The following is a 25,866-nucleotide window of genomic DNA, read 5'->3' on the forward strand; positions in this document are numbered from 1 at the left end:
GGGAGGAGAGATCATGTCCAAACCTCGCAGGAACCTGTCCGCGTTGAAACGGGTGCGTCAGTCCGAAAAGCGGCGGCTTCGCAACCGGGCGGTGCGGTCCCGCATCAAAACCATGATCAAAAAATTCATGGCCGCCGAAGGTCGGGAGGAAAAGGAAGCCCTGCTGAGGGAGATCTACAGCCTTCTCGACAAGGCCGCCCGCAAGCGAATCATCCACCCCAACACCGCCGCTCGCCGGAAGGCCAAGTTGGCCCGACTTCTTGCGTCATAGTCTGTTTTGGGCGGTTAGCTCAGCTGGTGAGAGCGCCGGCCTTACAAGCCGGAGGTCGGAGGTTCGAGTCCTCCACCGCCCACAGAGGGGATCCATTTCCCGGACAGAAGCGCCACCGGACCTTCCCAGGGCGAAGGTGTGAATGAAGTCCAGCATTCCTCCCCTTGATTTCGTGTGTGTGGGGGCCCCAAAAGCGGGCACGACCAGTCTGCACGCGGCGTTATCACGGCATCCCGATCTGTTCCTTCCCCATGGAAAAGAAATTCTTTTCTGGCACGACGATTTTTCCCTGGACCACTGGGAGCATCTGGTCAAAAAGTATTATGACCATGAGCGGATTCAGAAGCGTCTGTCCCGGGGAGATCCCATCCGGATCGGGTGGGTGAATCCCCGATTCTGGCTGGACCCCCGGTTCCCTCAGAAACTCCACCGGATCTTCCCGGACGTTCAGGTCCTGATTCTTTTGCGCAATCCTCTGAAACGCCTGATTTCCCATTATCTGGAACATCTAAGTCTGGGGGATTATCCGTTTGATTTCCCGGAGTTTATGCAGGTGGCGATGGATCCTGCGATGCGTGCGCGTGCCCGTGAAAGTCATCGCTTCTTTATTTCGGGCGTCCCGGAATACAAACCTGCGTATATCTTTGAGGCCAGTCTTTACGCGGATAAAGTGGAAGCGTATTTCAACATGTTCGGGAAAGAACGCGTCCATGTCTTCATCCTGGAGGAGGTATCTGCAGACTCTGTGGTTTTTTTGATGGAAGTCCAGAAAGTCCTGGGCCTATCTCGAATCCGCCGGCTGGAACTTCCAAAACGCCATTCCCGGCAAGAAACCTCGGTGTTGCGCCGCAATCTTGCCCACCTGCTGGAGCGGGGGGCAAACGTTCTCAAGCGAAACCCGATCGCAAAGCGTATGGTGAAAGTTGTGCTGGGACGACGTATCTATGACTGGATGTACTGGATGAACGAGCACGCTCAGAGGCACCCTGTGGACCTCCACACACATCCTTCGGTGGCCGATATCCCCGAAGAGGCCCGGTCCTGGATCCTGGAGGATGTGCGCCGCTTGGAGGAACTTTTGGGGCGAGAACTTCCCTGGTGAGGTTGTCCTGTGAAAATCTGTGCCATCGTGGTGACCCGCAACCGGAAAGAGCTCCTTGTCCGGTGTCTGGAAGCTCTGCGGTCCCAGACCCGTCCGCCGGATGCGATCCTGGTGGTGGACAACGCGTCTTCGGACGGAACGCCGGAAATGGTTCAAAAGGCTTTTCCCGATGTGGAAGTCCTCCGTCTGCCGGACAATCAGGGACCTGCAGGTGCCTACCATGAGGGGCTCAAATGGGCGTGGGAGCAGGGTTTTGAAGCTTTCTGGACATTTGATGACGATGCGTACCCCGAAAAAAACGCATTGGCGTTTCTGCTGAACTTTTGGAAACAATGTGACGTGATCGCCCCCGCAAATATGTCGTACGAGGAGAAAATGTATGGAATCGGTATCTGGCGCGGAGGACTTCACCCGGTCGTCCCCCGATCCCCGAAAGACGTCGTTCCGGTTCAGATGTTCATGTGGTCCGGCGTGCTCATTCATCGAAAGGCCGTTGAGCAAGCGGGATTGCCTCGAAAGGATCTGTTTATCTGCCGGGAAGACACGGAATGGGCCTTTCGCCTGAGGCGGGCAGGTGTGCGCATCTGCGGGGTCAATCCGCCTGAAGGTGCGAGGATCTTCCACCCCGCGCCCACCCGGCGGGTTGTCCGGTGGGGACGGGTCCGTTTCCGGGAGGCTCACCCTCCGTGGCGATATTATTACGACACCCGGAACACCTGGATCATGCTTGGGGATCTTCCGGCATGGGAAAGGGTGCGGGAACGGACGAGATTCCTCTGGAGGCTTGTTCGAAGAAGCCTGGGCGATATCGTTTATGGAACAGAACCGGGGCCCCGCATCCGCAACCGCCTGCGGGGACTTCTCGACGGCATCCGCGGGCGCACTGGAAAACGTGATGATGTCTGAAACGGGGTTTCGGGATGTTTCATCCTTCTTCCTGTATGATTGAAGCATCCACAGAGCGTAGAGAAGGAGAGTGAGAAGCGCTTCATGAGCCGTGTCATCGTCATCGGAGGAGGCCTGGCCGGTTCCGAGGCGGCCTATCAGGTGGCGCGGTGGGGCATTCCGGTGGTGCTCTATGAGATGCGTCCCCGGAAGATGACCCCCGCCCACCGCACGGGGTATCTCGCCGAACTCGTGTGCAGCAACTCCCTCAAGTCGCTGGAACTGACCAGCGCCCAGGGTCTGCTCAAATGGGAGCTTCGGGAACTTGGTTCCCTCGTCCTTGAGGCCGCCGATCACGCCCGGCTTCCCGGTGGAAAGGCCCTCTCCGTGGACCGGGAGAAATTTTCGCGTTATATCACGGAAAAACTCGAAGAGCACCCCCTCGTGGAGATCCGGCGGGAGGAGGTGACCGAGATCCCGGAAGAAGGGATCGTCATCATCGCCACGGGTCCCCTCACGAGCGAGGCCTTCGCCCAGGCCCTCCAGAGGCTTGTGGGAGACTTTCTGTCCTTCTTTGACGCCGTTTCGCCCATCGTGGATGCGGAAAGCCTTGATTTTTCCAAACTTTACTGGAAAGACCGTCACGGGTGGGACGATGAAAGTTATCTCAACGCCCCCATGACAAAGGAAGAATACGACCGGTTCGTTCAGGCCCTTCTTGAGGCTGAGAAACACGAACCCCACGATTTTGAGAAGTCTCTTGGGTTCTTTGAGGGTTGCCTTCCCATTGAAGAGATGGCCCGGCGGGGGCCAGAGACCCTCCGGTATGGCCCCCTCAAGCCCGTGGGTCTCGAACATCCCGAAACCGGCGAACTCCCCTATGCCGTGGTCCAGCTCCGCCCGGAAAACGAGGAAAAAACGGCCTTTTCGCTTGTGGGTTTTCAGACACAGCTCCGGATTCGGGAGCAGGAACGGGTGTTCCGGATGATTCCAGGGCTGGAAAACGCGCGATTTCTCCGGTATGGAGCGGTCCATCGCAACACCTTCATCAACAGCCCCACCCTTCTTCTCCCCACCCTGCAGTTTCGCAAAGATCCGCGGATTTTCTTTGCGGGGCAGATCACGGGAACGGAAGGCTATCTTGCCGCGACCGCGGGGGGATGGCTTGCAGGGTTCAACGCCGCCCGTCTGGCCCGGGGCGAAGACCCTGTGCCCATGCCCGAACACACCATGATGGGGGCGCTCTTCCGGTATATCGCCACCAGCAACCCCCGGTATTTTCAGCCCATGAACCCCAACTTCGGGCTCATGATCCAGGTCCCCCGGCACATCCGGGGAGGAGCCCGCCGACGGTTCCTTGCAGAGCGAGCCCAGGAGGCTCTCCGGCGATGGAAGGAGATCTTTTTGAGCGCTTTCTCCACCACCTCCGGGTGGAACGAGGACTGAGCCCCAACACCGTTGCCGCCTATCGGCGGGATCTGGAGCAGTTCCGGACCTTTCTTGAGGACGAGGGGATTCCCGTGGAAGAGGTCACCGTGCACGATCTCCAGACCTGGCTGTTTCATCTCCACGAACAGGGGTATGCCCGCACCTCCCTCCAGCGAAAAGTGTCAGCGGTTCGCCGATTTTTTCACCACCTGGTGGTGGAGGGGATTCTTCCGGCCAACCCGGCCACCCTTCTCGAACCCATGAAGGCACCCAAAAAGCTTCCGGAGGTTCTGCGGGAGGAAGATATCCAGAAGGTCCTGGATGCATGGCAGCCCGGGGATCCGGTGGGGATTCGGAACAAAGCCCTGGTGGAGGTGCTGTACGGTTCCGGCATGCGGGTTTCGGAACTCGTGTCCCTGCGGGTCCGGGACCTGGACCTGAGGGAAGGGATCGCGCGGGTGCTGGGGAAGGGACGGAAAGAGCGCATCGTTCCCCTGTCACCGAAAGCCCTGGAAGCCCTGAAACGGTATCTGGACGTCCGCCGGGAGTTCTCCCCCCAGACGGATCATGTGTTTGTGAGCCGGAGAGGGCGGCCCCTTGCCCGGCAGCGGGTGTGGGAGATCCTCCGGGAGGTGTTCCGGGAGCTTGCAGACGTGGAGGGGGTGTATCCCCATCTCCTTCGCCACAGCTTCGCCACCCATCTCCTGTCACGCGGGGCGGATCTCCGGGTGATCCAGGAACTCCTGGGCCATGCCCGGCTTGCCACCACCCAGGTGTACACCCACCTCTCGATGGACCAGGTGAAGCAGGCCTTTCGGAAGGCCCATCCCCGGGGGAAGAAAGCATAGGGAAAGAGGACCTGTGAAGCTATATGATGCGATTTATGGTACGATTTGTATGAGTTATACGTGCTCTTTTCGGTTTTTCCCGGGTCCAGTATAATAGGGTCTGCATCGGACTCTGTGAAGGAGTGTACAGAGCGTGAATCAAGAAAAGCGTGGAGGATAAGGTGTTCCGAGAAGAGGTAGCATGGGTTTTTTCCGTTTTGCGGCGCCAGTGGAAATGGGGGGTTATGGGACTTGCGCTGGGCATAGGCCTGGCATTTCTCCTGCTGCTCGCTCTGCCACGGCGCTTTTCCACAGAGATGCTGTTCCATTACCGTGAATCTCCTCCCCTTCTTTCTCCCGCCCTACCTGTGGAAGGAATGGGTGGACTGGGGGGATTGGGTGCTCTGGGGGGCTTTTTGGGAGGGGGAGGAACACCTCTGGACGACGAAATCACATATCTTTCCAGTGTGGAAACGTTTCTGCGAGCTGTGGAAAAACTCTCGCCGGAGGATGTCGCGTCGCTCACGCGTTCCAGTCCTTTGCGAAGGCCTGTGGACAAAATCAAACGACTTCTTGGTCTTGCGGGCCCCCCCCGACCCCGGAACTATCGGGCTGCATATCGTCTTCGGAAGCGAACGGAGATCCGTCCTGTAGGGCTTTCTCGAACCTTACGTATTCGGTATACCGACACGGATCCCGATCGGCTCGTTCGGATCCTGGGAGCCATCAAAGAAGCCGTGCTCGAACGGGAAAGCCTTCGTCAGGTTGCGTATTTTGGCAAAGTGTATCAAGCCCTCGAGGATGTGCAGCCTGTTGTGGAGGAAAGTCTTCTGGTGACTAAACGAACCCTCCTGGCGTTTATGGACAGTTTGGACCTTGTCATGGAACCCTTTCAGCAGATTCAAGGGTTTGCCGAGGCCCTGATGGAAACCGAAACGAAACGAGCGGAACAGGTTGCGCTCCTTGCGTCCCTTCGGGCGCAACGAAATCCGATGGACTCCCTCCGTGTGACTTCACTTCTTTCTCTCCAGGATTCTTCGTCTCTCCAGACCTGGTCTGCTTTCGCACAGTGGGATTCTCTTGTGGGGCTGTACACGCAGTATTACCAGTTGCTCATTCAGGGGAAAGACACACTTGACGTTTCCATGCAGGAAATGAAGGCACGGATTCAGAGGGCAAAGAATCTTCTTGCGCAACAAATTCGCAGTGTTCAGAAAGGGGGCCGATTTCCTTTCCCTTCGGAAGTTTTCGACACACTGTCAACCCGATCTGCCATGCAAGCCGTTCTCGAAGCTTCGGTTCGGGCACAACTGGCCGCCATGGACCAGATCAGAGACAGCCTTCAGAAAGAAATCCGTCGTCTGGGCCAGCCGTTGCTGGATTATACGCTTTTGAAAGCACGATACACCTTCTTCTCGGGCCTTCAAACGGCGCTGGAAACGCAGGCCTTTCAATTTCGAACCATGCGCGACCATCCTGTGGGGGCGCTCCATATCGTCCAGGATATCCACCCCCCCCTGGTCCCGGAATTTCCCCGTCCCCTGATCTTTGCCCTTCTGGGGATACTTCTGGGTGTGGTTCTGGGTGCGGGTGGGGTTGTCACCGCAGAGATCTTCAATCCCCGGATGGATCAGACGACACTCCGGCGAATGGGGATACCGGTCCTGGGAACATACACGGGGGATGCGAGAGATTTTCTGGTTGTTGCTGGGAGGGCAATCCAGTGGTTGAGGGAACAAAAGCAACCCGGTGTTCTTGGGATCATCGGGGTATGCTCTCCGGAAGTGCAGCGGCATTTCCTTGAGGCCATTCTCCCCGGTCTTACAGAAGCATACGCCGAAGTCTGGATTCCAGAGGCCCTGGCACCTGATCTCTCTGAGCCCCTGAGGGAGCGCATTCACATGTACGCTCCTTCCTCGCAAGCCCTTTCCCGCATCGCGCACCCGAAAAGTCTCCCACGTGCGGTGACCTATTTTTCCCCAGCGTCCGATGCATGGCTGGGAAGTCTCCTTGCGTCTGTTGACGCTGTGCTGGTTGTGGCTTCCGATGTCCTTGCTTTCGAAACGGTGGTCTCATGGCTGAACCGAACGGAACACACGGGTACCCCCGTGATTGGATGGCTGGTCATCCCTGAAGGAAAGTAGGGCCTGGTTCGATCGTACAATACGAAGGCGAACCGACACAGCAACATAAAGCACCCAGATCACCGTGGATGTTCCGGCGACGTTGAAAATGGTGCGTTCGGCGAACGTATAGAGCGAGAGAAAGACCCACAGTGCAAAGACCCAGGGAGATTGAGCATAGAGAGAAAGCCAGGCGGTTCGCAACCAGTGAACAACGAACAGCCCTACCGCAATCGCCCCTCCACTCAACCAGAGTTCGAGGAGACCATTGTGGGAATGGGTGGGAATCCAGAAGCCGGGAAAGTGCCGCCAGACGTCAAGAAGGGCGGCCCCCTCTCCGGACCAGAAGGCTTCAAATCCATAGCCTGTCCAGAACTGTTTCTGAATGCTTTTCCACACCAGGAACCAGATCAGGGTCCTTCCCGTGAGGGAGGGATCTCTTCCCATGAGTTGAAGGATCTGGGGAAGGTGCTTCCAGACCCAGATCCCCAGTCCTCCAAAAACCACAAGACCAAAAAGTAGCAATCCCCCCTTTTTCCATCCCCGACGGGCCACGAGACGAGGCAGATAGGGGGCGAGTAGAAAGAGCAAAACGGTGACGGCCTGGGCTGCACGGGAATAGGAGAACCAGAGAAGTGCGCCTCCACCTATGGCGTATAAAATTCTCTCAATCCGGGAAAAAGCGGTGGGGGCATAAAGCCAGAAGAGGAAACCCAGCGCAGTGATCATACCCAGACTGTTTTTGTGAACAAGGGCCCCGCTCCACACCTCTCCCCGGGGTTCAATGTATCGCCCCATTCCGGGGACCAGCAGGGCCATCATCAGGCTCAGCAACATGGTGATCCAGACAAACCGTCCTGCGAGCTTTGCGATTTCGTCCAAAGTATAGCGTGTTCCCAGATAAAATCCAAAGAGCGTGGTGCCTGTGAGACCGGCAAAACGCACAAGGGTCATGGAGGGAACGGAGGACCAGAGGAGGGAGGCATACAGCCAGCTTAGGATGAGAAGAAAATCCAGATTCCGTCGAAGTGAACGGAGAATCCTGTCTCGATGAATGATGGCCAGGATCATCGAGAGAGCATAACCGGAGACCGTCACGATCCGGATGGACGGATCCACCGATTCCATGCCCCGGGCAATGCTGCTCATGGGGACATTCCGGGTGAAGAAGTTCACATAGAGAACACGGCCCAGGATCAAAAGGATGAGGACGGTGAGCCATTCTTCAATTTGTTGGGCAAGGTTTTGATACAGGGCAAATTTTTTTCGTAAGATTTTCAATGGGCGATGGGGTGCCTTGTTCTCCTCACCAACTCGGTTCATGATCCTCCACCGAAGAGTACGTTCAGATATTGCTGAACCATTGCCTCAAGAGAAAACGAAAGGGATCGCTCTTGTGCTGCAAGGCCAAGGGCATTCGCTTCTTCCGGGTGCCGGTGAAACCAGGACAGGATGGACACGATCTCAGCCACATCCAGGGGTGAAAAATAGCGGATAGTGTTGTTCGCTATTTCATGGAATACGGGAAGATCACTTGCAGCTATTGCACAGCCGGAGCGCATCGCCTCCACGAGAACGAACGAAAACCCCTCATCAAGGGAAGGAAGAACGAAGACATCAAGGGCGGCATAGAAGTGAGCTAGCATGTGCCGGGGGAGTGTCCCGAGAAAATACACGCGGGAATTAAGGCCTAGGGTATGGGTTAGGGTACGAAGGGCGTCTTCTTCCGGTCCCTTACCCACAAGAGCGAGCACAGCCTCGGGTACATTCAGGCGGGACAGAGCCTGGATTAACACCTGTTGATTCTTGTTTTTATCCATTCGACCGACATGGCCCACAATCCATGCATTGGGAGGTAACCCCAGTTGTTGGCGCGCTTCTTTTCGGGTCAAACACGTGGGAGTAAATTCAAGCCCGTTGTACACCACCACACTCCGCTTGAGATAACGGCGAGGCGCGCTGCGGTAACTTTCCTTAACTGCATGCGAAACAAACACATTAGATGTATACACTCCGGCAGTTCCCCACAGGATATCCAGAAAATCTGCGATGCGAGGGGTGAGCGTTCGTGTATTCCGCTGTGTGGCCATCCGGCGCGGGATTCCCGCAAGCAGGGCAAGGGGCTGGACCAGCACATTGGCGTAGTAGGTGTAGGTGATGACACCCGCGGGTTTTGCCTTCCGGAGAGCCCTGAAAACCCGCCACAGGAGCGAAAGGAGTTCCCCGGGACCCGATGGGCGTCGGGGGGAGAAGGACCGGACGTACGGGACCCCTCCAAAGGCGGGCAGTTTGGTGTAGAGAAACCACACTTCGGAGTCGTACCCCAATTCGCGAATTTTTCTTGCAACTTCCACCGCCGCATTCTGTGCTCCTTCAGGAGCCATCTGGGTCACCACATTCAGGATGAGCTTACGGGACGCTGTGGAAGGCATGAGTTAACGTATCCGTATACAATTTTTCCAGTTTTTCTGCCACATCCCGGATATCGAAACGGGAAACAACCCATCGACGAGCAGCCTCTCCCATTTGATGCCTGAGATCAGGATGGGAGAGGAGTTCCCGTAGCGCCCGGGTGAGGGCCTCCACATCGCCAGGGGGCAGCAGGAAACCCGTTTCTCCTTGCCGGACAACCTCCGGAATACCCCCGGTTGCAAAGGTAACCACGGGAGATCCGCAGGCCTGCGCTTCCAGAAAAACCATTCCGAACGATTCCGTCTGACCGGTGGATACCGGGATGGAGGGCATGGAAAACACCCAGGCTCTTTGCATCTCCTGTCGCACTCTTTCCGGCGGTTGAGTCCCCAGAAAGCGAACACGGTTGGGGAGATGTTTCTCTGCCCACGCTTCAAGTCGTGACCGCTCCGGACCATCGCCAACCATCACGACATGCAGGTTCGGGAACTCCGTGATGAGCTGGCGTGCAGCTTCAAGAAGAAGGTGGGGCCCCTTAAGAGTGACAAGCCGACCCACAAACAGGATGCGGCCAGGAACCACGGCTTCAGGCTCAGGAAAGAAAAACCCCGTGTCCACGCCGTGAGGAAGATGGAGGAGTTTGTCTTCCGGATATCCCCGCTCCACGGCGACATTCCAGAGAAAGCGGGAAGGGACGATAAACCGACGGGCCTCACGAAAGAGGCGCTTTTTCCGGAGAAGATAAAGACGATGGGTGGGATATGAAGAACGGAAAACGTGAGTTTCTTTCATCGTAATGTCTGAACCCAGGAGGCTCACGATGAGAGGGATACGGAAACGATGTGCCAGGGGAAGGGACAGCACTCCGTCAGGGGCAAAATGGGCGTGGATCAAAACAGGTTGATGGTGCCGAAGCCAGGCCGTAGCGTCGGAGGGAATGTATCCGAAAAATTTGAACAACGCCTCACGCAGGCTTTTCCCCGATTTCTGCAAGGTGAAGACGTGATCAGCAGGGATGGAGAAATTCTGGACCCCATCCCCTTGTGAGGCGAATTTGGATCCGAAAAATACAGGCTCAAAAAATCTGACCCATTGATAGGGGCGATATACAAACGTTTCGCTCACGGCGAACAGATGATCCCGAAACACAAGAATTTTCTTTCGCTTTTGCATGTTTTCCGCCCACGTCGGGAGATCGTGCTTATTGTACGGGAAGACGTTCAGACGTTCCCCGCCCGGAGGGCGGGGAACGTCATCACCAGACCACAACTTTGCGGGTGATCCGGGTTGAGGGTTCCGCTTCAACCCGGATCAGGTAGATCCCTTTCTGAAGGCGGAATTTGAGGTTTTGTGTCGGCTGAAGAGAACCGGAAAAATGGCGGATTCGTCGGCCATCCACCGTATATACCGAAACATCGAGCGACGGGATTTCTCCGAAGGGTTCGACCAGTAGGACCCCTGATCCTGAGCGGATCTGGAACGCAACCATTCCGGGGGAAGCATTTTCTTTCTGGGAGGAAGTGGTCGCGTTGTATCCGCTGCATCCGAACACCTCGACGCCATACCAGGGCGTGGAGTCGTTCAGCGTGTTGATTTCCCAGATTGTGGGGGTAAAAGGTCGGCGTGATTCCGTGGCGGACAACGCGTGACGTTTTCCGTCTGTCAGCTTGGGTATGGGGATATACCTCCGGTACACGAGGGTATCTTTGGGATTTCCGACGGGGTCGAGGGGATAAACCCGGATGCTGTCACATTCCCACCGGGTATGGAAGCGAACGGACCGGAGATACACCGGAAAATGACCGGGATCCATCACCCAGCCGTCCTGGGTCTGGAGGCCTTCGGGTTGCTGTCCTCCAAACGCTGCCAGGAGGTAGGTGGGGGTCTCCTTTGAGAAAAGCTTCACCATCTGGAACGAAGAACCGAGGGTGTCGGTGGGATCGGCCACAACCGTGAGGAATCCGAACCGGGCGGTGTCTCCCTGAATCTTGCCAGAAAAGAGGAAAGCCTGGTTTCCAGGGCTTCGAACGATGAAAACAGGTCGTGTGCTCGTATCGCGCCGGAACTCAAAACAGGGGAAACGATCATTGCACCATTTCACGGTATTGGGCTGGAGAACGTGAGGGTCAAAGCCCGTCCATGCGAAGTGCAATCTTGTGTCCTGTGCATAAAACAGAAGGTCAATGGCGGTGTTGATTTTTGCCGAATCAACGGAAAAGTCATTCCGGTCGTTCTCTTCGATGGGGGGCATATCACCCCGGATGAAGCTGAGGGCCGCCATGCGCTGGAGGATGAAATCCTGGGGATTGCCGATGATGTCAAACTCGTGAACCGTATGGGTGTCATCCGCGTAATAACTGTAGTGGTGATGCAAAATCGCGTGTCGGAGCATGAGGTCATAGCCTCGCAGGCCGGCGTAGAGGGGGATGAGGAGGCCCGTGACAAATTCGGAGAAGTTGAAGGCCGTGTGATCCCATTCTGTGAGGGCATGGGGTTTGTCCTGGCTTGCAACACGGTTCATGTGGGTGAAAAATTTATTCATGAAACCGTCAGCTTCCCCCGTGCCAAAAAACTTGAAGTGGTGGCCCTTGGGGTAGCCTCCAAAGCCAGGGAACGGATAGTCGTAATACGCGTGATCATCGGTCATGTCCACGTAATTATGGGAGGCGAAATAGATGAGGGGGGTCTGCCACCGTTCGGTGGAGATGAGAAGGCCTCTGTAGCCCGAACGGGTTCCTCCAAATGGGGGTTTTGCCAGTGTGGTCTCAGGTGGAGTGTAAATAACCGAATCCCGGAGATAGGTTGCGAGATCACGGTAAAAATCCTCCTCCAGGGAGTAGAAGAACCGGATGAAATCCTTATGCCGTGCAGGGCAGAACTGGAACCGGTCTCTCCAGTGGTTGAGGGTGTAGAAGCGCAGGGTTTCCTCCCGGGAGTCATAGAGCGCAGAGGGATCCACCTGCTGAAGGCGCACCCGGTCAATCCAGATTTTGCCTGTGTCTATGCCCAGATTGAACTGAACCTGGATGGAGGAGTCCGACATGGGAGCGGCGAAAAGGAACTCAAACACCCGGGGGACAGTGTATACGGTGTCTCTCCAGCCTGCATAGACTGTGTAGGGAGAATATGCTTTTTGAACGATCACCGCGAAAGCCCGTGCCCGGTTCCCCCGGGCCACAAAGGTGAGGCGATAGACCTTTCCGCTGTCAATCCGGATGATGTTGGAATCAGAAGGATTTGTTTTGAAGGCAAAGTGCCAACCCGGAGTCGTGAAGGCGTGGTTTTCGGCAAAAAAGGCAGGGGCACTGTCACCGATGTTGATGGAATCGATGCCCCAGGAATACGTTTCACACGGGGGTGTGTCCACCATATGGAGCATGCCCCACCCGTGAGGGAGGGGGTAGTGGCGTGTGGTTATCGTGTCTCCGATGGAGCATCGCAGGTCGGCGGTGGTGGTGTGATCCATTTCACCGTTCCGGATGAGGTTGGGGAAGGTGTCGGGAAGGGTGAAGGGGCAGGATTCCTGCCTTCTCCATGCGTCGGCGATGGTGAAGAAGCAGCCATCGTGGAGAAAACCGACCTGCGGGATTCCGTGGAGGTATTTTGAGGCTTTGTTTCGTGTGGTGTCGCAATACCTGGCCTCAAGCCAGTGGTTCCACAGGGTGTCCAGATAGTTCCGGAAATAGGCAGGAAGATAGTATTTGTGGCGGCCAAATGTCCTGTCGTTGGGATTGTCCCAATTGCTCCACCAGAGGGGATCCAGGAGGGTTGCTTCGTTGACGGTGACCAGAAACGCGAGGGCAGGATCCTTGCCCAGAGGGTGGGATCCTAATCCTACCGGCCCGCTCAGGAGGTTGGTCAGGTATTGTTTGAGAAGTTTCCTTGCGTTCCGATGGAACATGAAAATTCGCTTGTTGCACTGATTTGCGATGCACCTGAACCTGGCTGGAGGGAGTCCGTTGATAGTGTCTATAATTTGGAACCACATGGTAGAATCGATGGAAAAATAGTGATAATCTCCGGGTCTGAACTGCATGAACTGGAGGGCGTCCATCATCACATAGATGCCCCGGCGTTTCAGAGCCTGGAACACCCATTTGAGTCTTCTAACCAGATCTGGCTTCAGTCTGTCGCCGTGGATGTCGTCCTGAAGTGCAAACTCAAAGTTGGTTATGCGAACCAGGTTGAAACCGAGTTTGGCGATCATCGCGGCAAAGATTTCTGCCTGGGCACTGTCCTGAGGAAGCCAGATAGAATCTCCCACGGTTCCTCCGTAGAAACGAATGGGGGTTGTAGTATTTCAACAGATCTTGACCCGCCCCCTCTGGCCTCCGGACAAGAGTTCGGACAGGGGCGAAAGGGAGGTGGGGATCCTCCGGGGGAAAGCTGTATACTTTCCCTGCTGAACAAGAAACAACGAAAAGAAAGGAGGATCCCCATGAGGAAGTTTATACCCCTGAAGTCGTTCATGCAAGTTCTTTTTCCGGATCCTCGCTTTGCAGAACGAGCAACGGAAATCGGATATGCTCTCCTGGACGCCCGGTCACTCCGTATCTCTTCCATGGCTCGCAAGATGAAAGGCGTTTCTGAAAGCGCCGCGTATAAGCGTATCCAGCGCTTCCTCGAACATTTTAATCCCCATGAAACCCTCTGGAGGCTTTTCCCCGAAACCGCTCCCTTCGTGATCGCTGACGTCACCGAAATCGAAAGACCCCAGGCCCGCAAGACAGAATACGTCGGAACCCTGAAAGATGGCAAAACCCGCGGCTTCTGGCTCCTTGTTCTCGCCGCCCCTCTGCGAGGACGCGCCATCCCCTTTGCCATGACCACCTTCTCTTCAAGAACCCTCAAAGATACGGGAAGCTCACGAAATGCCGTCCACATCCAGACGCTTCTTTCCTGGAAGGTTCTCTGGAAATCGTCCCCTTGTGATGGACCGGGAATTCAGCTATACGACTCTCCTGCGCCATCTGCGGGAAGCGGGGATGAATTTCGTGATCCGCTTGAGAATGGGATCCCGTCCTCCGGTTTTTCTGGACGCCGAGGGACGAAAGGTCCATCTCACATGTCCTGTTGGAGAAAAAGTGGTCTTTCGGGGGCTGCGATACCGTGGGGAAGTGGAGGTCAACGTTATCGGGGTGTGGGAGTGGGGCCAGAAGGAACCCCTGTGGCTGATGACCACACTGGAGCCTGAAGAAGCGCTGCGGTTGTACCGCAGGCGGATGGAGATTGAGGACGTTTTGGGACATGAAAAGCCTGCTGGGGTTGGGAGATGTGATGAGCAAGAAACAAGCGGTGATGGAAAAGCTGGTAGGATTTATGCTCCTGGTCTACGGCATTGTGCTGCTTCTTGGAGGAGAGGTGCGTCAGGAACTTCTCCGTCGTACAGGCTCTGCAAGATGGGAACGCTTTTCCGGACCTTTTATCCTGCTTGAGAAGAAATGGCGATTGCCGCTCAAAGAATGGAGATCCTTGATTCAACGTGTCCACCACACGTTCATCCAATCCATCTACCCAGGTGTCCGAACTCATGGGTGAACTTCAGGCCCCTTCCATTGAAACAACCCCGGGAATTTCATATAATAGCCCTGTCATGGCGGAACGGATTGGGATCATCGGCACAGGAGCCATCGGGGTTACGGTGGGCCTCCACCTTGCAGAAGGTGGGGTGGAGGTGGTGTTTTTCACCCGGAATAAACGACGCGCCCGGGATATCGAACGGGAAGGCCTCCGCCTGATCGTGGACCACCGGCAGCTCCACCTTCATCCCCGGGTGATGCCCCTTCCGGATGCGGAACCCCTCCAGATCGATGGGGTGGTGCTGGCGGTGAAGGCGTATGACACCGCACGGGTGGCCGAAACCGCTCCGGACTGGATGATGGACCTGCCCTGGCTGTCCCTCCAGAACGGTCTCCATCACTGGACCGGGTTGCTGGAACGGCTGGAGGCCGAGCGGTTCTCCCTGGCCGCCACCAGCATCGCCGCCTATCGGGTGCTCCCCAACACCGTCCGGCAGACGGCCACCGGCACGACCTATCTCGGACCCTACACGCCGGATGCGGGAACCGAAGGCGCAGGGTTCTGGGCGCGGATCCTGCAGGAGGCGGGTTTTCCCACCATCCTGGTCCGGGATGTGTGGCCCCACCTCTGGCGCAAGCTCCTCCTCAACGCGGTGGTGAATCCCGTGACCGCCCTGGCCCGGGTGCCCAACCGGGGGCTGGTGGACGTTCCCGATCTCCGGGAGCTCGCCCGGGATCTTCTCCGGGAGGCCCATCCGGTGGTGGCCTCCCGTCTCCTTCCGGAGTGGGATGAACACACCCTGTGGGAAGACCTTCTGAACCTCCTCTCCGAAACGGGAGAGAACCGTTCGTCCATGTTTCAGGACCTCCAGTTCGGGCGGCCCACCGAAAGCCCGTGGATCACCGGGGTTCTCCTGGACGAAGCCGCCCGGAAGGGGGTTCATCTGGTGAGGCACGAAACCCTCCAGCGCCTCCTGGAAGGCCTCCAGGTGTGGCAGCAGGTGGAGGGGGTGCATGCGCGTTGATATCCTGACCCTTTTTCCGGAATATTTCCACGTTCCCCTGCGCATCGGTCCCCTCCGGAAAGCGCAGGAAGCCGGGGTCCTTCAGGTGTTTCTCCACGATCCGGCCCATTATGCGGATCATCCCAAAGCGGTGGATGACGTTCCCTATGGCGGTGGCGCCGGGATGGTGATGCGACCGGAACCCATTGTCCGGATCCTCCGGAAACTCCCTCCGGGGGGACGGGTGATCTATCTCTCGCCGCAGGGTGTGCCCCTGTGCCAGAAACGGGTGGAAGGGCTGGCCCGGGAGGACCATCTGGTGCTGATTGCGGGCCGGTATCTCGGCCTGGATGCCCGGGTGGTGGAGGCCTATGTGGATCTGGAAATCTCCATCGGGGACTATATCCTTTCGGGGGGCGAACCCGCGGCGCTGGTGCTTCTGGACGCGGTGGCCCGCCTCCTTCCGGGGGCGGTGGGCGATGAGGCCTCCCGGGAACGGGATTCCTTCACGGATACGGTGGGTGGTCTTCTGGCCGGTCCGGTGTTCACCCGACCACCGGAGTTTGAGGGCATGGGTGTGCCCGAGGTGCTCCAGAGTGGAAATCACGCGGCCATACGCCGGTTTCTCCGCAAAGAGGCCCTCCGCAAAACCCTTCACCGGCGCCTGGATCTTCTGCGAAAGATTCCCCTCACCGAGGAAGATCGGGCGTTGATCCGGGAGATCGCCCGGGAGGAAGGATGGTCGTTCTGAAGTCCCGTGAGGAACGCATTCGAGAGGTGCTGGCCCGCCGGCAGCCCACCCTCCGGGTGTTCATGGAGGAGGTGGTAAACGAGCACAACTTCAGTGCGATTCTGCGTACGTGCGATGCGGTGGGGGTGCTTCACGTTCATTTTGTCTATTCCCGGGGAAGGGACCTCCCCATCCATCCCCGGATCACTCAGGGGACCCACCACTGGCTGGTTCTTCATCGGGAGGAGGATCCGGTGGTGGCTCTCCAGCGGTTGCGTGGGGAGGGGTTCCGGATCCTGGTCACCCGGGTGGACGGAAACGCCCGGGATTACCGGGAGGTGGATTACACCGGTCCGACCGTGATCGTGGTGGGCAACGAACACGAGGGGGTGTCCCCTGAGGTGGCCGCGCTGGCGGATGAGACCCTGTGGATTCCTATGGTGGGCATGGCCCGGAGCCTCAACGTGTCGGTGGCCACCGCCCTGGTGCTGTATGAAGCCTTTCGTCAGCGGGAGGCCCGGGGCATGTATGCCACCCCCCAGCTCACCCCGGAGGAGGAGGAAGCCCTCTTCCACCGCTGGACGCTGGAACGCCGTATCCAGGAGCACCGCCTCCGGCAATCTTGACATAACTTTTCACGCCAATTATAATAAAATCTGACATTGACCGGGCCTCCCCGGTCGTCCATTCCCTGATCCGTGAGACGGGAGGGTGGCGATGGCCCGAAAGCACTGGACCCAGCGAATCAAGGAAGAGAATGCCATGCTGAAAGAGGAAAACGAGAAACTCCGGGAGGAGATGGAGTCCTGGAAAGACCGGTATCTCCGGGTGCTTGCGGATTTTGACAACTACCGCAAGGCCCAGGAACAGCGGTGGAAACTCGCCGTGGACACGGCGAACGAACGCCTGATCCGGGATCTCCTGGTGGTGCTGGACCACTTTGAGCAGGCCCTGCGAGCCATGGAACAGGCCTCGGACGTGGAGGCCATCCGGAAAGGTGTGGAGATGATCTACCGTCAGCTCCGGGACCTTCTCCTCCGGGAGGGCCTGGAACGGGTGGATGGGGAAGGGACCTTTGACCCCTCCGTCCATGAGGCGCTGGATGTGGTGAACCGGGAGGATCTTCCCGATGGCGCCGTGGTGGAGGTGCTCCAGCCGGGCTATCGCCTGAAAGGGAAACTCCTCCGTCCGGCGCGGGTTCGGGTGAATCGAAGACAAGAAGGAGGTGATCAACATGGCTGAAAAGATTATCGGCATTGACCTTGGCACCACCAACTCGGTGGTGGCGGTGGTGATGGGGAAGGATCCGGTGGTGATTCCCAACCTGGAAGGGGAACGCATCACCCCTTCCGTGGTGGCTTTCAAGGAAAACGAAGTGCTCGTGGGAAGTCAGGCCAAGCGGCAGCGGATGCTCAACCCCGAAAACACCATTTACAGCATCAAGCGCTTCATCGGTCGGCGATGCGATGAGGTGGAGGACGAACGCAAGCGGGTTCCCTACAGGGTGGTGTGCGGGAAGAACGACCGGGTGGAGGTGGAGGTGCCCGCCCTGGGCAAAACCCTCACACCCGAGGAAATCTCGGCCCGCATTCTGATGTATCTCAAAAAGGCGGCGGAAGAGTATCTGGGGGAGCCGGTGACCAAGGCGGTGATCACGGTTCCCGCCTATTTCAACGATGCCCAGCGCCAGGCCACCAAGGACGCGGGACGCATCGCAGGGCTGGAAGTTCTGCGGGTGTTTCCGGAACCCACGGCGGCCGCTCTGGCTTATGGACTGGACAAAACCGATCGGACCATCCGGGTGGCGGTGTATGACCTGGGAGGCGGGACCTTTGACATCTCCATCCTGGAACTGGATCAGGGTGTGTTTGACGTGAAGGCCACCAACGGGGATACCCATCTCGGGGGGGACAACATCGACGAGCGGATCGTGGACTGGCTGATCGAGGAGTTTAAAAACGAGACGGGTGTGGATCTCTCCCAGGACAAGGCAGCCCTCCAGCGGCTCAAAGAGGCAGCGGAACAGGCGAAGAAAGAACTCTCCATCCGGACGGAAACCACCATCTCCCTGCCCTTCATCGCATCCGGACCCAACGGTCCCCTTCACCTGGAGAAAACCCTCACCCGAGCCCGTCTGGAAGCCATGGCCCGGGATCTCGTGGAGCGGACCATCCAGATCTGCCGGAAAGCCCTGGAGGATGCGAAACTTTCGCCGGCCGATATTGACGAGGTGATCCTGGTGGGAGGACAGACCCGGATGCCCCTCGTGCAGCAGATGGTCCGGGAGTTCTTCGGCAAGGAGCCCCACAAGGGGATCAACCCGGATGAGGTGGTGGCCATCGGCGCGGCCATTCAGGCGGCCATCCTGGGCGGCGAATATCGGGATCGGGACATCGTGCTTCTGGATGTGGTGCCCCTTTCCCTCGGCGTGGAAACCCTGGGCGGCGTGTTTGACGTGGTGATCCCCCGGAACACCACCATCCCCACCCGGAAGACCAAGGTGTACACCACGGCGGAGGACAACCAGACGGTGGTGACCATCCGGGTGTATCAGGGGGAGCGGCCCATCGCGAAGGAAAACCGGCTGCTCGGAGAGTTCAACCTGGAAGGGATTCCGCCCGCTCCCCGGGGTGTGCCCCAGATCGAAGTGACCTTTGACGTGGACGCGAACGGGATCCTCCACGTTTCCGCCAAGGACAAAGCCACGGGCAAGGAGGCGTCCATCCGGATCGAGGCCCGAACCGGTCTTTCCGAGGAGGAAATCGAGCGGATGATCAAGGAGGCGGAGGCCCACGCCGAGGAAGACCGCCGGCGGAAAGAGCTCATCGAGCAGCGTAACCAGGCCGATGCCCTGGCCTACAGTGTGGAAAAAGCCCTGAAAGAGTTCGGAGACAAGGTGGATCCGGCTGACCGGACACGGGTGGAGGAGGCCCTGAAGGCCCTGAAAGAGGCACTCCAGAAAGACGAGCTGGAGGCCATCCGGGAGAAGAAAGAAGCCCTGGAAAAGGTTTGGGGTGAAGTGGCGGCGAAACTCTATCAGGCGGGTGAAGGTGCCCAGACCGGGGCCCAGACCGGAACCCAGGGACCGAAGGACGGGGGCGATGACTTTCGGGTGAGTGATGCATGAGAGAGGTGGGGGCACCCGGTGAAGGAGCATGAGGACCGTGAAACGGGATTATTATGAGGTGCTCGGCGTTTCCCGGGATGCCACGCCCGAGGAAATCAAGCGGGCCTATCGTCGTCTTGCCATCAAGTATCATCCCGACCGGGTGCCCCCCGAGCAGCGGGCCGAAGCCGAAGAAAAGTTCAAGGAAATCTCCGAAGCCTATGAGGTCCTGTCCGATCCGGAGAAGCGCCGGCTGTACGATCAGTTCGGCCATGCCGGGGTGTCCCAGACCTTCTCTGGGGGGGACTTCTCCTGGCAGGACTTCACCCACTTCGACGATCTGAGGGACATTTTCGGGGGAGGCTTTGAGCGGATCTTTGAGGAGTTCTTCGGATTCAATCCCTTCTCCGGTGGACGTGTCCACAGCCGGCGGGGGGGCCGGGTTCGCCGGGGGGAGGATCTCGTGTTTGAGATCCCCCTCTCCCTTGCGGAAGTGTACCGTGGCGCCCGCAAAAAGGTGGAATACACAAGGCTTGTGCGGTGTGAGCGGTGCGGGGGCCGGGGTGCCCTGAAGGTGGAGACCTGCACCACCTGCGGGGGACGGGGACAGGTCCAGCGGATGAGCCGGAGTTTCTTCGGCACCTTCGTCCAGGTCACCCCCTGTCCCTCCTGCGGAGGCACAGGCCGGCGGACGAAAGACGTGTGTCCGGTCTGTCACGGGGAAGGGCGGGTTCGGAAGCGGGAAGAGGTGGTGGTGGAGATCCCGCCAGGCGTGGCGGACGGCGAGGTGTTCACCTTCCGGGGGAGGGGCAACGAAAGTCCGGAAGGATCCCCGGGGGATCTGAAGATCGTGGTTCGCACCCGGCCCGAACCCGGATGGCAGCGGGAAGGGCTGGATGTGTACACCACCCTGGAGGTGGACTATCCGACCCTGGTCCTGGGAGGGAGCGTCCCCCTCACCACGCCCTGGGGGAAGACGGTGGAGCTCAGGGTGCCTGCGGGCACACCCTCCCACGAAATCCTCCGTATCCCCGGGGAAGGTCTGGTGCGGGGCGGGCGAAAAGGGGACCTCTTTGTGCAGGTGAAGGTCCGGGTGCCGGAGAAAGTGAGCCGGAAGGCCCGGAAACTCCTTGAAGAACTTCGCAACGAACTTTCATCCTGAAGGTGCGGACCTTTCTCGCGCGGGTGGAGGGTTCCACCGGGTGGCTGGAAGGAGAGGAATTCCACCACGCCATCCGAGTGGACCGGTTTGGGGAGGGGGATGAGATCCGGGTGCTGGATGGGAAAGGCGGGGCCTTCATCGCCCGCATCCTTTCGGTGGATCGAAAGAAGCGCATCGCCCGTCTGGAGATGCTCGCCCCCGCGCCCGTGCCGGCGATCCCCCGTGACGTCAGGCTTGCGGTGAGCGTCCTCCGGCCGGAACGGATGCGATTTCTTGTGGAAAAAGCCACCGAGGTCGGTGTCTCCCGCATCCGGTTTCTCCACTTTGCCCGGAGTACGGAGCGGAACCTTCCCCTCCGGCGTCTGGAGCGGGTGGCCTGGGAGGCGGTGAAGCAGTGCGGGCGCGCCCTTCCCCCCGTTCTGGAAGGGCCCGTTTCTTTCCACGATTTTCTCGAGGCAGCCGGTGAAGTTCCCGTGATCGTGCTGGATCAGGAAGGGGATCCCGCCCTTGCCTTTCCCGGGAGTCCGGTCTGGGTGGTGGTGGGACCGGAGGGAGGCTTCACCCCGGAGGAGCTCGCCCGCCTCCGGGCACACGGCGCTGTTTTTCTTTCCCTTGGCCCCACGGTTCTCCGGGCGGAAACCGCCGCCGTGGTGGGGGCGTGGCGGCTGATCTACGGCTGAAGCGCCTGCCACAGGTTGTTCATATTCCCCCAGCATCATTGCCTGGTGTTTCCGGGGAATGAGCACCATGGGAAAACGAAACCGTCCTGCCCTGACCTGCACAGTCCGGGGGGTGTCCGGGAACACCACCCGGGAAAGCTGTCGGACCCATTTCAGCCGGCGAAGCCAGGCTTTCAACGTATTACCGCTCCCCGTTCTTTCCACCGACGGTTGATGCGCTCAAAGAAAGGATCCACCTCCACCCGCTCGACGCCTTCCGGTACCGACGGAAGAGCGTACGCATGGGTGCCATCACGAATCCAAATTCGGCGCACCGCAACCAGGCTGTCACCGGAAAACAGTCCCACGTCCACCGGTTCATGAAAGGCCACCGCCCGTTCGGAATCCCCTTCCACCACCGACTTCCGGGCATCCACCGTGAGGACCACGGTGTCCCCGGCGCGGACCGCCTCCCGGAGCACCAGGTCATCGATCACCACTTTCTCGTGCCAGTCCTGGATGACCGGACGAAGGGAATCCGGTGTGCGGGCATAGAGAACATCGAGATAATCCAGCACCGACGGATGGGGCGGGGGATCGGGGAAAGCCGCGAGAAGATCCCGGAGAATCCCGGCGTACCTTTCGTGCCCCAGAAGGTCCGCCGTCGCATAGGTGATCACCGAACCCTTCCGGTAATACACCGCGGGGTCTGTGGAAAACACGATGGGGCGTTCTTCCCGAACGGCCATTCGCCGGGCGCGGAGATACCGGTCCAGTTCGTGCTTGAGAAACATGGACCGAACCTGTGGGGGACGGCCTTCCTCCATCACCCGGATGGCCACGTATTCGCTGAAACTTTCCGTGATGAAGTGGGCTCCCAGAACCATGGCGGGGATGACCTGGTGAGCCCACCACTGGTGCCCCACCTCATGGGCGATCACGAACACCGGAAAGGGAATCCGGCCGGGGCGCAGGCGGGAGAGGAAGCCCATGCTCTCGCCATAAGGGATGAAGGAGGCCAGACTCTGGGCGTAATCTCCGAAGATGGACGGGAACTCTGCAATCCGCAGGACCGGATGGGGATAGGCTCCATAATGGGACCGGTGATACCGGAGGGAAGCCTTTGCGCCCGCGAGAATGGTGTCCACGTTCCAGAGATGGTCGGGATGGGCGAAGAGCTCCAGCACCACCCCGTCCGCGGTGTCCCGGAACACCCGGTAGGGCGCGATGGCAAAGGTAAGGTTCCCGATCCCCCACATGGCCGGATGATCCCCGCGGAATTCCACGAACCGCCGTCCCCCTTCCTCCCAGGTCCGGACACGTTCACCCCCGGTGACCACCTCCTGGGGATCGTCCTCCGGCAGGGAGACCACCGTGTGAAAGGTGAAGCGGGGGAGGCCGAGAAAGTCCGCCCGGGGGGCGTCGGGAGGGATTTCCACCGGCTCCGGCGGAAGGCCGTGTTTCTTCCGGAGTCTTCGTGACCCGAGCTCATGTCCGTTGTCATACCCGAAAAAGAGAAGGGGTCCCACGTGCACCAGGCTCCCCCGGGGGGTGACCTCGCAGGCATACGGATCGTCCTCGGTGATCAGGGGCGGCCGGCAGGCGTAGGTTGCTTCCACCACCAGCGTTTCGCCGGGCTGGAGGGGCGGGGTGAGGCGCCAGAGTTCCACACGGGGCATCACGCCCGAGTCCACAACCTGATACGCTCTGGAGAGTTCAAGACGACGAACGCGAAAAGGCGGGCTCTCGGGACGTTCCACCAGGAGGCTGTCCACCGGGAGAGTATCCCGGTTGACATACACCGCCCGAACGCGGGCCTCATACCCCTTCCAGGACGGAAAAAGGTCCACCGTCGCCTCCAGATGGGCAAGCCGGGGCACGGGAGCGAGTTCCAGATGTTTGTATCGCTTTTCATAGGCCGCCGCTTCCTTTTGCCGGGTTCCCCGGTTCCGGAAAGGCCGTTTCACATACAGTTCACGGTACATCCCCACAAACAGGACAAGAAACGCACCCCCCAACACCCCCATCCCCACCCCGTCGAGCCGGCGAATCCGGAACGGCCAGGTTTGAAGGCGTTGCCACCACCCTTCCAGAGGGGGCGTGGCGTTCAGGGTATGGGCAATCCAGAGAAGCACCCCTCCGGCAAGACCCCACAGAACCCACCAGACCGGACTCTGGGGGACATAGGGGCCGAAGCCTGCGAGATCGGAAAGTTCGCCAAAGGGGCCGAAGGGAACGAAGCCAAACTGGAAAAGATCCTGTTCGATCCGGAAGCTGTCCGCAAACATCACGAAAAGAAAGAACCCGAGAAACACCATGTGGGCCAGAAACTTCCGGGGGATCAGGGTGTGGAGAAAGGTGGCCAGGGCGAGATAGGGGAAAATCGGTGCAGCCAGCATCATCCCCACCCATCCGGCATAAAGGGAAAGATGGAGGGGGGTGCGGAGCCCCAGCTGGGCCAGGATGCCCAGTCCGGCAAAGAGAAGCAGAATCAGGGTCAGGGCTGTGAAGATGGCCGCAAAACGGGCGGGGATGGAAAGGGGATGGGCCAGGGTGAGGGAGGTCCACTCCAGGAGCCCCCGTTCCCGTTCAGACTGGAGGAGTTCGCCAGTGAACACCGCAAGGAGGATCACCACCAGAATCAGGGCGTTCCCGCTCATCAGGTTCAGGATGCCCGCGGTGGTGGGAATCTCCAGCTGGGTATAGGCCCCCCGCCCGATCACAAAAAAGAACAGGAAGTTGATGAGAGTGGCGCCCACGAACAGGAGGGTGAGCACCCGGAGCACCCACGAAGAGAGAAGAAGCCGGAGGGAAAGGCGAAACTCCGCCAGGAAAGGATGGAGGGATGACACCGCCTGAGGGGCCGGGGGAAGGGACGAGGGAGCCTCCAATGCGACCGCGTCAGGAAGCGCCTCTTGTCCTTCCCGGGTGCGTTCGGGGAGGAGCCTCATCCGGAACCGGAGGGAGAGCCAGAAAAGCACCACCAGGGGAAGGGCCACCCACAGGACACGGGAGAAAAGATACGGCACCGAAAGGGGAAGAAGCCGGGTGTTGAGTTCGTGGGGGGTCCAGTACCGGGTGACCAATCCCACGTAGGAAAAGCCGAAGGGCTCCGTCCAGAAGGCCAGGTGTTCCAGTTCCAGATTGGAGAGGATGAGGCTGCTCGTCATGAACAGGAAAAACATCCCCACGCCCCCCGCGATGGCCGCCCGGTGGCTCCGTTTCCAGAAGGCAAGGGCAAAGAGCAGGGAACCCGTGGAGAGGAGTCCGGGGAGAAGGAAGGCAACCACGAGTTCCAGATAGGCATCCGGGCGGAAGGGTCCCACCTTGTCCGGGTCCACCCAGGGCATCCGTGCGCCCACCTCGATCCCCACGGGAAGCATGAGAACCACCAGGAGGGAGAGGAGAAAGGCTCCGGCAAAACGCCCCCAGAAAAAGGCCCGGGGGGATACGGGAAGGGAAAACTCCCAGTCCGCAAATCCCTCCTCAAAAGCCCGGGCGGCGGATCGCCCGAAAAACAGGCTGGTGGCAAAGAGGGAAAAGAGGAGACCGGCCAGCCCTGCCTGCAGAACGGCCACGGGGCTGTTTTTGAACACGGAGGTGGCTTCACCGGCAATCCGGATGGCCTCGGAGGCACTCACCAGGAACCCCACGAGGAAGAACACGAACATCTGGAAAAACAGGGCGCGGGTATATCGCCAGTAGGCGAGTTCCGCCCGGATCATCCGCACCAGATCCATGGGGCCCTCCTATGCGTAGGTGAAGCCGGTGTGGAAGAAATACGCCTCTTCCAGGGTGGGCTGGACGGGTTCAAAACCTTCCGGGGGCTGCTCGCTGTACACCACCGCCTCAAACAAACCCCGGCGGATCCGGACGTTGAGGAGGCGAAAGCGGGAAGCGAGATCCGGGATCTCCTCTTTGCGGACCACTTTCCGGAAGACGTTCCCCGAAAGGGGGCGGGTGAGGTCATCCGGAGCACTCCGGGCCACCACCTGACCTTCGTGGAGGATGGCCACCTCCTGGCACATCTCTTCCACATCCGCCACGATGTGGGTGGAGAGAATCACCACACGGTTTTCGGCGATTTCGCTCAGGATCCGGAGGAACCGCCGGCGTTCTTCCGGGTCTAGGCCGGCGGTGGGTTCGTCCACGATCAGGAGGTCGGGGTTCCCCAGGAGGGCCATGGCGATGCCGAACCGGCGGCGCATCCCGCCGGAAAACGCCCCCAGTTTGCGCTTCCGCGCTTCCCACAACCGCACCAGGTGGAGGAGGTTCTGAACCGCTTCGTCCCGCGCCTTTCCGGTGTATCCCTTGAGTTCTGCGTAGTGTTTCAGGAAGGCCTCCGCGGGCATGTGGTCATAGAGGCCGAAGTCCTGAGGGAGATACCCCAGGCGTTTGCGGAGTTCCCGGGGGTCCTGGTGGACGTCCATCCCGTCGTAGAGCACCCGCCCGGTGTCGGGCTCCAGAAGGGTGGAGACAATGCGCATCAGGGTGGTTTTCCCGGCCCCGTTGGGTCCCAGAAGGCCAAAGACGCCGGGCCGGATCTCCAGCGACACGTCCCGGAGGGCCTGCACCCCGCCGGGATAGGTTTTGGACACGTTTTCCACAGTGAGCATCCTGATCTCCTTGTTGGATTAT

At 59.1% G+C, this 25,866-nt stretch carries 20 protein-coding genes, 1 tRNA gene and 1 pseudogene; 16 read left to right on the forward strand and 6 right to left on the reverse strand.

What is annotated here, in order from left to right:
• Positions 1 to 13: 13 nt before the first annotated feature.
• The 7 genes from rpsT to AC6HU3_RS06120 all read left to right on the forward strand — a co-directional run bounded on the left by rpsT (position 14) and on the right by AC6HU3_RS06120 (position 6,657).
• Complete coding sequence (rpsT, locus tag AC6HU3_RS06090) at positions 14 to 271, forward strand: 30S ribosomal protein S20 (RefSeq protein WP_497472892.1); 258 nt, start codon at positions 14 to 16, stop codon at positions 269 to 271.
• An 8-nt stretch (positions 272 to 279) separates the two neighbouring features.
• Positions 280 to 353, forward strand: a tRNA-Val gene (locus AC6HU3_RS06095).
• 60 nt (positions 354 to 413) lie between these two features.
• Positions 414 to 1,373, forward strand: a complete 960-nt coding sequence (locus tag AC6HU3_RS06100) for a sulfotransferase family protein (protein ID WP_497472893.1) — start codon at positions 414 to 416, stop codon at positions 1,371 to 1,373.
• A gap of 9 nt (positions 1,374 to 1,382) precedes the next feature.
• A complete protein-coding gene (locus AC6HU3_RS06105; protein ID WP_497472894.1) occupies positions 1,383 to 2,279 on the forward strand; it encodes a glycosyltransferase in 897 nt (298 codons plus the stop codon).
• A gap of 84 nt (positions 2,280 to 2,363) precedes the next feature.
• Positions 2,364 to 3,704 carry an FADH(2)-oxidizing methylenetetrahydrofolate--tRNA-(uracil(54)-C(5))-methyltransferase TrmFO gene (trmFO, locus tag AC6HU3_RS06110; protein ID WP_497472895.1) on the forward strand — a complete coding sequence of 447 codons (1,341 nt, stop codon included), beginning with the start codon at positions 2,364 to 2,366 and terminating at the stop codon, positions 3,702 to 3,704.
• On the forward strand, positions 3,647 to 4,534 hold the full coding sequence (xerD, locus tag AC6HU3_RS06115; RefSeq protein WP_497472896.1) for a site-specific tyrosine recombinase XerD: 888 nt from the start codon (positions 3,647 to 3,649) through the stop codon (positions 4,532 to 4,534). The genes trmFO and xerD overlap by 58 nt, the downstream gene beginning before the upstream one ends.
• A 161-nt stretch (positions 4,535 to 4,695) precedes the next feature.
• On the forward strand, positions 4,696 to 6,657 hold the full coding sequence (locus AC6HU3_RS06120) for a GumC domain-containing protein (protein WP_497472897.1): 1,962 nt from the start codon (positions 4,696 to 4,698) through the stop codon (positions 6,655 to 6,657).
• Here AC6HU3_RS06120 and AC6HU3_RS06125 read toward each other — a convergent pair.
• The 4 genes from AC6HU3_RS06125 to AC6HU3_RS06140 all read right to left on the reverse strand — a co-directional run bounded on the left by AC6HU3_RS06125 (position 6,586) and on the right by AC6HU3_RS06140 (position 13,312).
• The gene (locus AC6HU3_RS06125) at positions 6,586 to 7,959 is read right to left on the reverse strand and encodes an O-antigen ligase family protein (protein WP_497472898.1); all 1,374 of its coding nucleotides are present in this window, start codon (positions 7,957 to 7,959) and stop codon (positions 6,586 to 6,588) included. The genes AC6HU3_RS06120 and AC6HU3_RS06125 overlap by 72 nt on opposite strands.
• Positions 7,956 to 9,068, reverse strand: a complete 1,113-nt coding sequence (locus AC6HU3_RS06130) for a glycosyltransferase family 4 protein (RefSeq protein ID WP_497472899.1) — start codon at positions 9,066 to 9,068, stop codon at positions 7,956 to 7,958. Before AC6HU3_RS06130 ends, AC6HU3_RS06125 begins: the two co-directional genes overlap by 4 nt.
• Complete coding sequence (locus AC6HU3_RS06135; RefSeq protein ID WP_497472900.1) at positions 9,046 to 10,221, reverse strand: glycosyltransferase; 1,176 nt, start codon at positions 10,219 to 10,221, stop codon at positions 9,046 to 9,048. The genes AC6HU3_RS06130 and AC6HU3_RS06135 overlap by 23 nt, the downstream gene beginning before the upstream one ends.
• Positions 10,222 to 10,303: 82 nt before the next feature.
• Positions 10,304 to 13,312, reverse strand: coding sequence for a T9SS type A sorting domain-containing protein (locus AC6HU3_RS06140; RefSeq protein ID WP_497472901.1), 3,009 nt, complete (start codon positions 13,310 to 13,312; stop codon positions 10,304 to 10,306).
• A gap of 667 nt (positions 13,313 to 13,979) precedes the next feature.
• Here AC6HU3_RS06140 and AC6HU3_RS06145 point away from each other — a divergent pair.
• The 9 genes and pseudogenes from AC6HU3_RS06145 to AC6HU3_RS06185 form a co-directional block, all read left to right on the forward strand.
• Positions 13,980 to 14,243, forward strand: a pseudogene (locus tag AC6HU3_RS06145) (transposase); the annotation flags it as partial.
• Between the two features lie 52 nt (positions 14,244 to 14,295).
• The gene (locus tag AC6HU3_RS06150; RefSeq protein ID WP_497536325.1) at positions 14,296 to 14,586 is read left to right on the forward strand and encodes a hypothetical protein; all 291 of its coding nucleotides are present in this window, start codon (positions 14,296 to 14,298) and stop codon (positions 14,584 to 14,586) included.
• Positions 14,587 to 14,641: 55 nt separating this feature from the next.
• The gene (locus tag AC6HU3_RS06155; protein ID WP_497472902.1) at positions 14,642 to 15,592 is read left to right on the forward strand and encodes a ketopantoate reductase family protein; all 951 of its coding nucleotides are present in this window, start codon (positions 14,642 to 14,644) and stop codon (positions 15,590 to 15,592) included.
• On the forward strand, positions 15,582 to 16,322 hold the full coding sequence (trmD, locus tag AC6HU3_RS06160) for a tRNA (guanosine(37)-N1)-methyltransferase TrmD (RefSeq protein ID WP_497472903.1): 741 nt from the start codon (positions 15,582 to 15,584) through the stop codon (positions 16,320 to 16,322). Before AC6HU3_RS06155 ends, trmD begins: the two co-directional genes overlap by 11 nt.
• Entirely contained in the window at positions 16,310 to 16,927 is a 618-nt protein-coding gene (locus AC6HU3_RS06165) for a TrmH family RNA methyltransferase (RefSeq protein ID WP_497472904.1), read from the forward strand. Before trmD ends, AC6HU3_RS06165 begins: the two co-directional genes overlap by 13 nt.
• Positions 16,928 to 17,018: 91 nt before the next feature.
• Positions 17,019 to 17,543, forward strand: coding sequence for a nucleotide exchange factor GrpE (locus tag AC6HU3_RS06170; RefSeq protein ID WP_497472905.1), 525 nt, complete (start codon positions 17,019 to 17,021; stop codon positions 17,541 to 17,543).
• Positions 17,536 to 19,428, forward strand: coding sequence for a molecular chaperone DnaK (gene dnaK, locus AC6HU3_RS06175; RefSeq protein ID WP_497472906.1), 1,893 nt, complete (start codon positions 17,536 to 17,538; stop codon positions 19,426 to 19,428). Before AC6HU3_RS06170 ends, dnaK begins: the two co-directional genes overlap by 8 nt.
• Before the next feature lie 28 nt (positions 19,429 to 19,456).
• Positions 19,457 to 20,569, forward strand: a complete 1,113-nt coding sequence (locus tag AC6HU3_RS06180) for a J domain-containing protein (protein WP_497472907.1) — start codon at positions 19,457 to 19,459, stop codon at positions 20,567 to 20,569.
• 2 nt (positions 20,570 to 20,571) lie between these two features.
• Entirely contained in the window at positions 20,572 to 21,249 is a 678-nt protein-coding gene (locus AC6HU3_RS06185; protein ID WP_497472908.1) for an RsmE family RNA methyltransferase, read from the forward strand.
• 173 nt (positions 21,250 to 21,422) lie between these two features.
• Here AC6HU3_RS06185 and AC6HU3_RS06190 read toward each other — a convergent pair whose 3' ends face one another.
• Positions 21,423 to 24,968: a hypothetical protein gene (locus tag AC6HU3_RS06190; RefSeq protein ID WP_497472909.1), complete on the reverse strand. Its 3,546-nt coding sequence runs from the start codon at positions 24,966 to 24,968 to the stop codon at positions 21,423 to 21,425.
• A gap of 9 nt (positions 24,969 to 24,977) precedes the next feature.
• A complete protein-coding gene (locus AC6HU3_RS06195) occupies positions 24,978 to 25,844 on the reverse strand; it encodes an ABC transporter ATP-binding protein (protein WP_497472910.1) in 867 nt (288 codons plus the stop codon).
• Between the last annotated feature and the right edge of the window lie 22 nt (positions 25,845 to 25,866).

This window comes from Caldifarcimen microaerophilum (assembly GCF_055387105.1).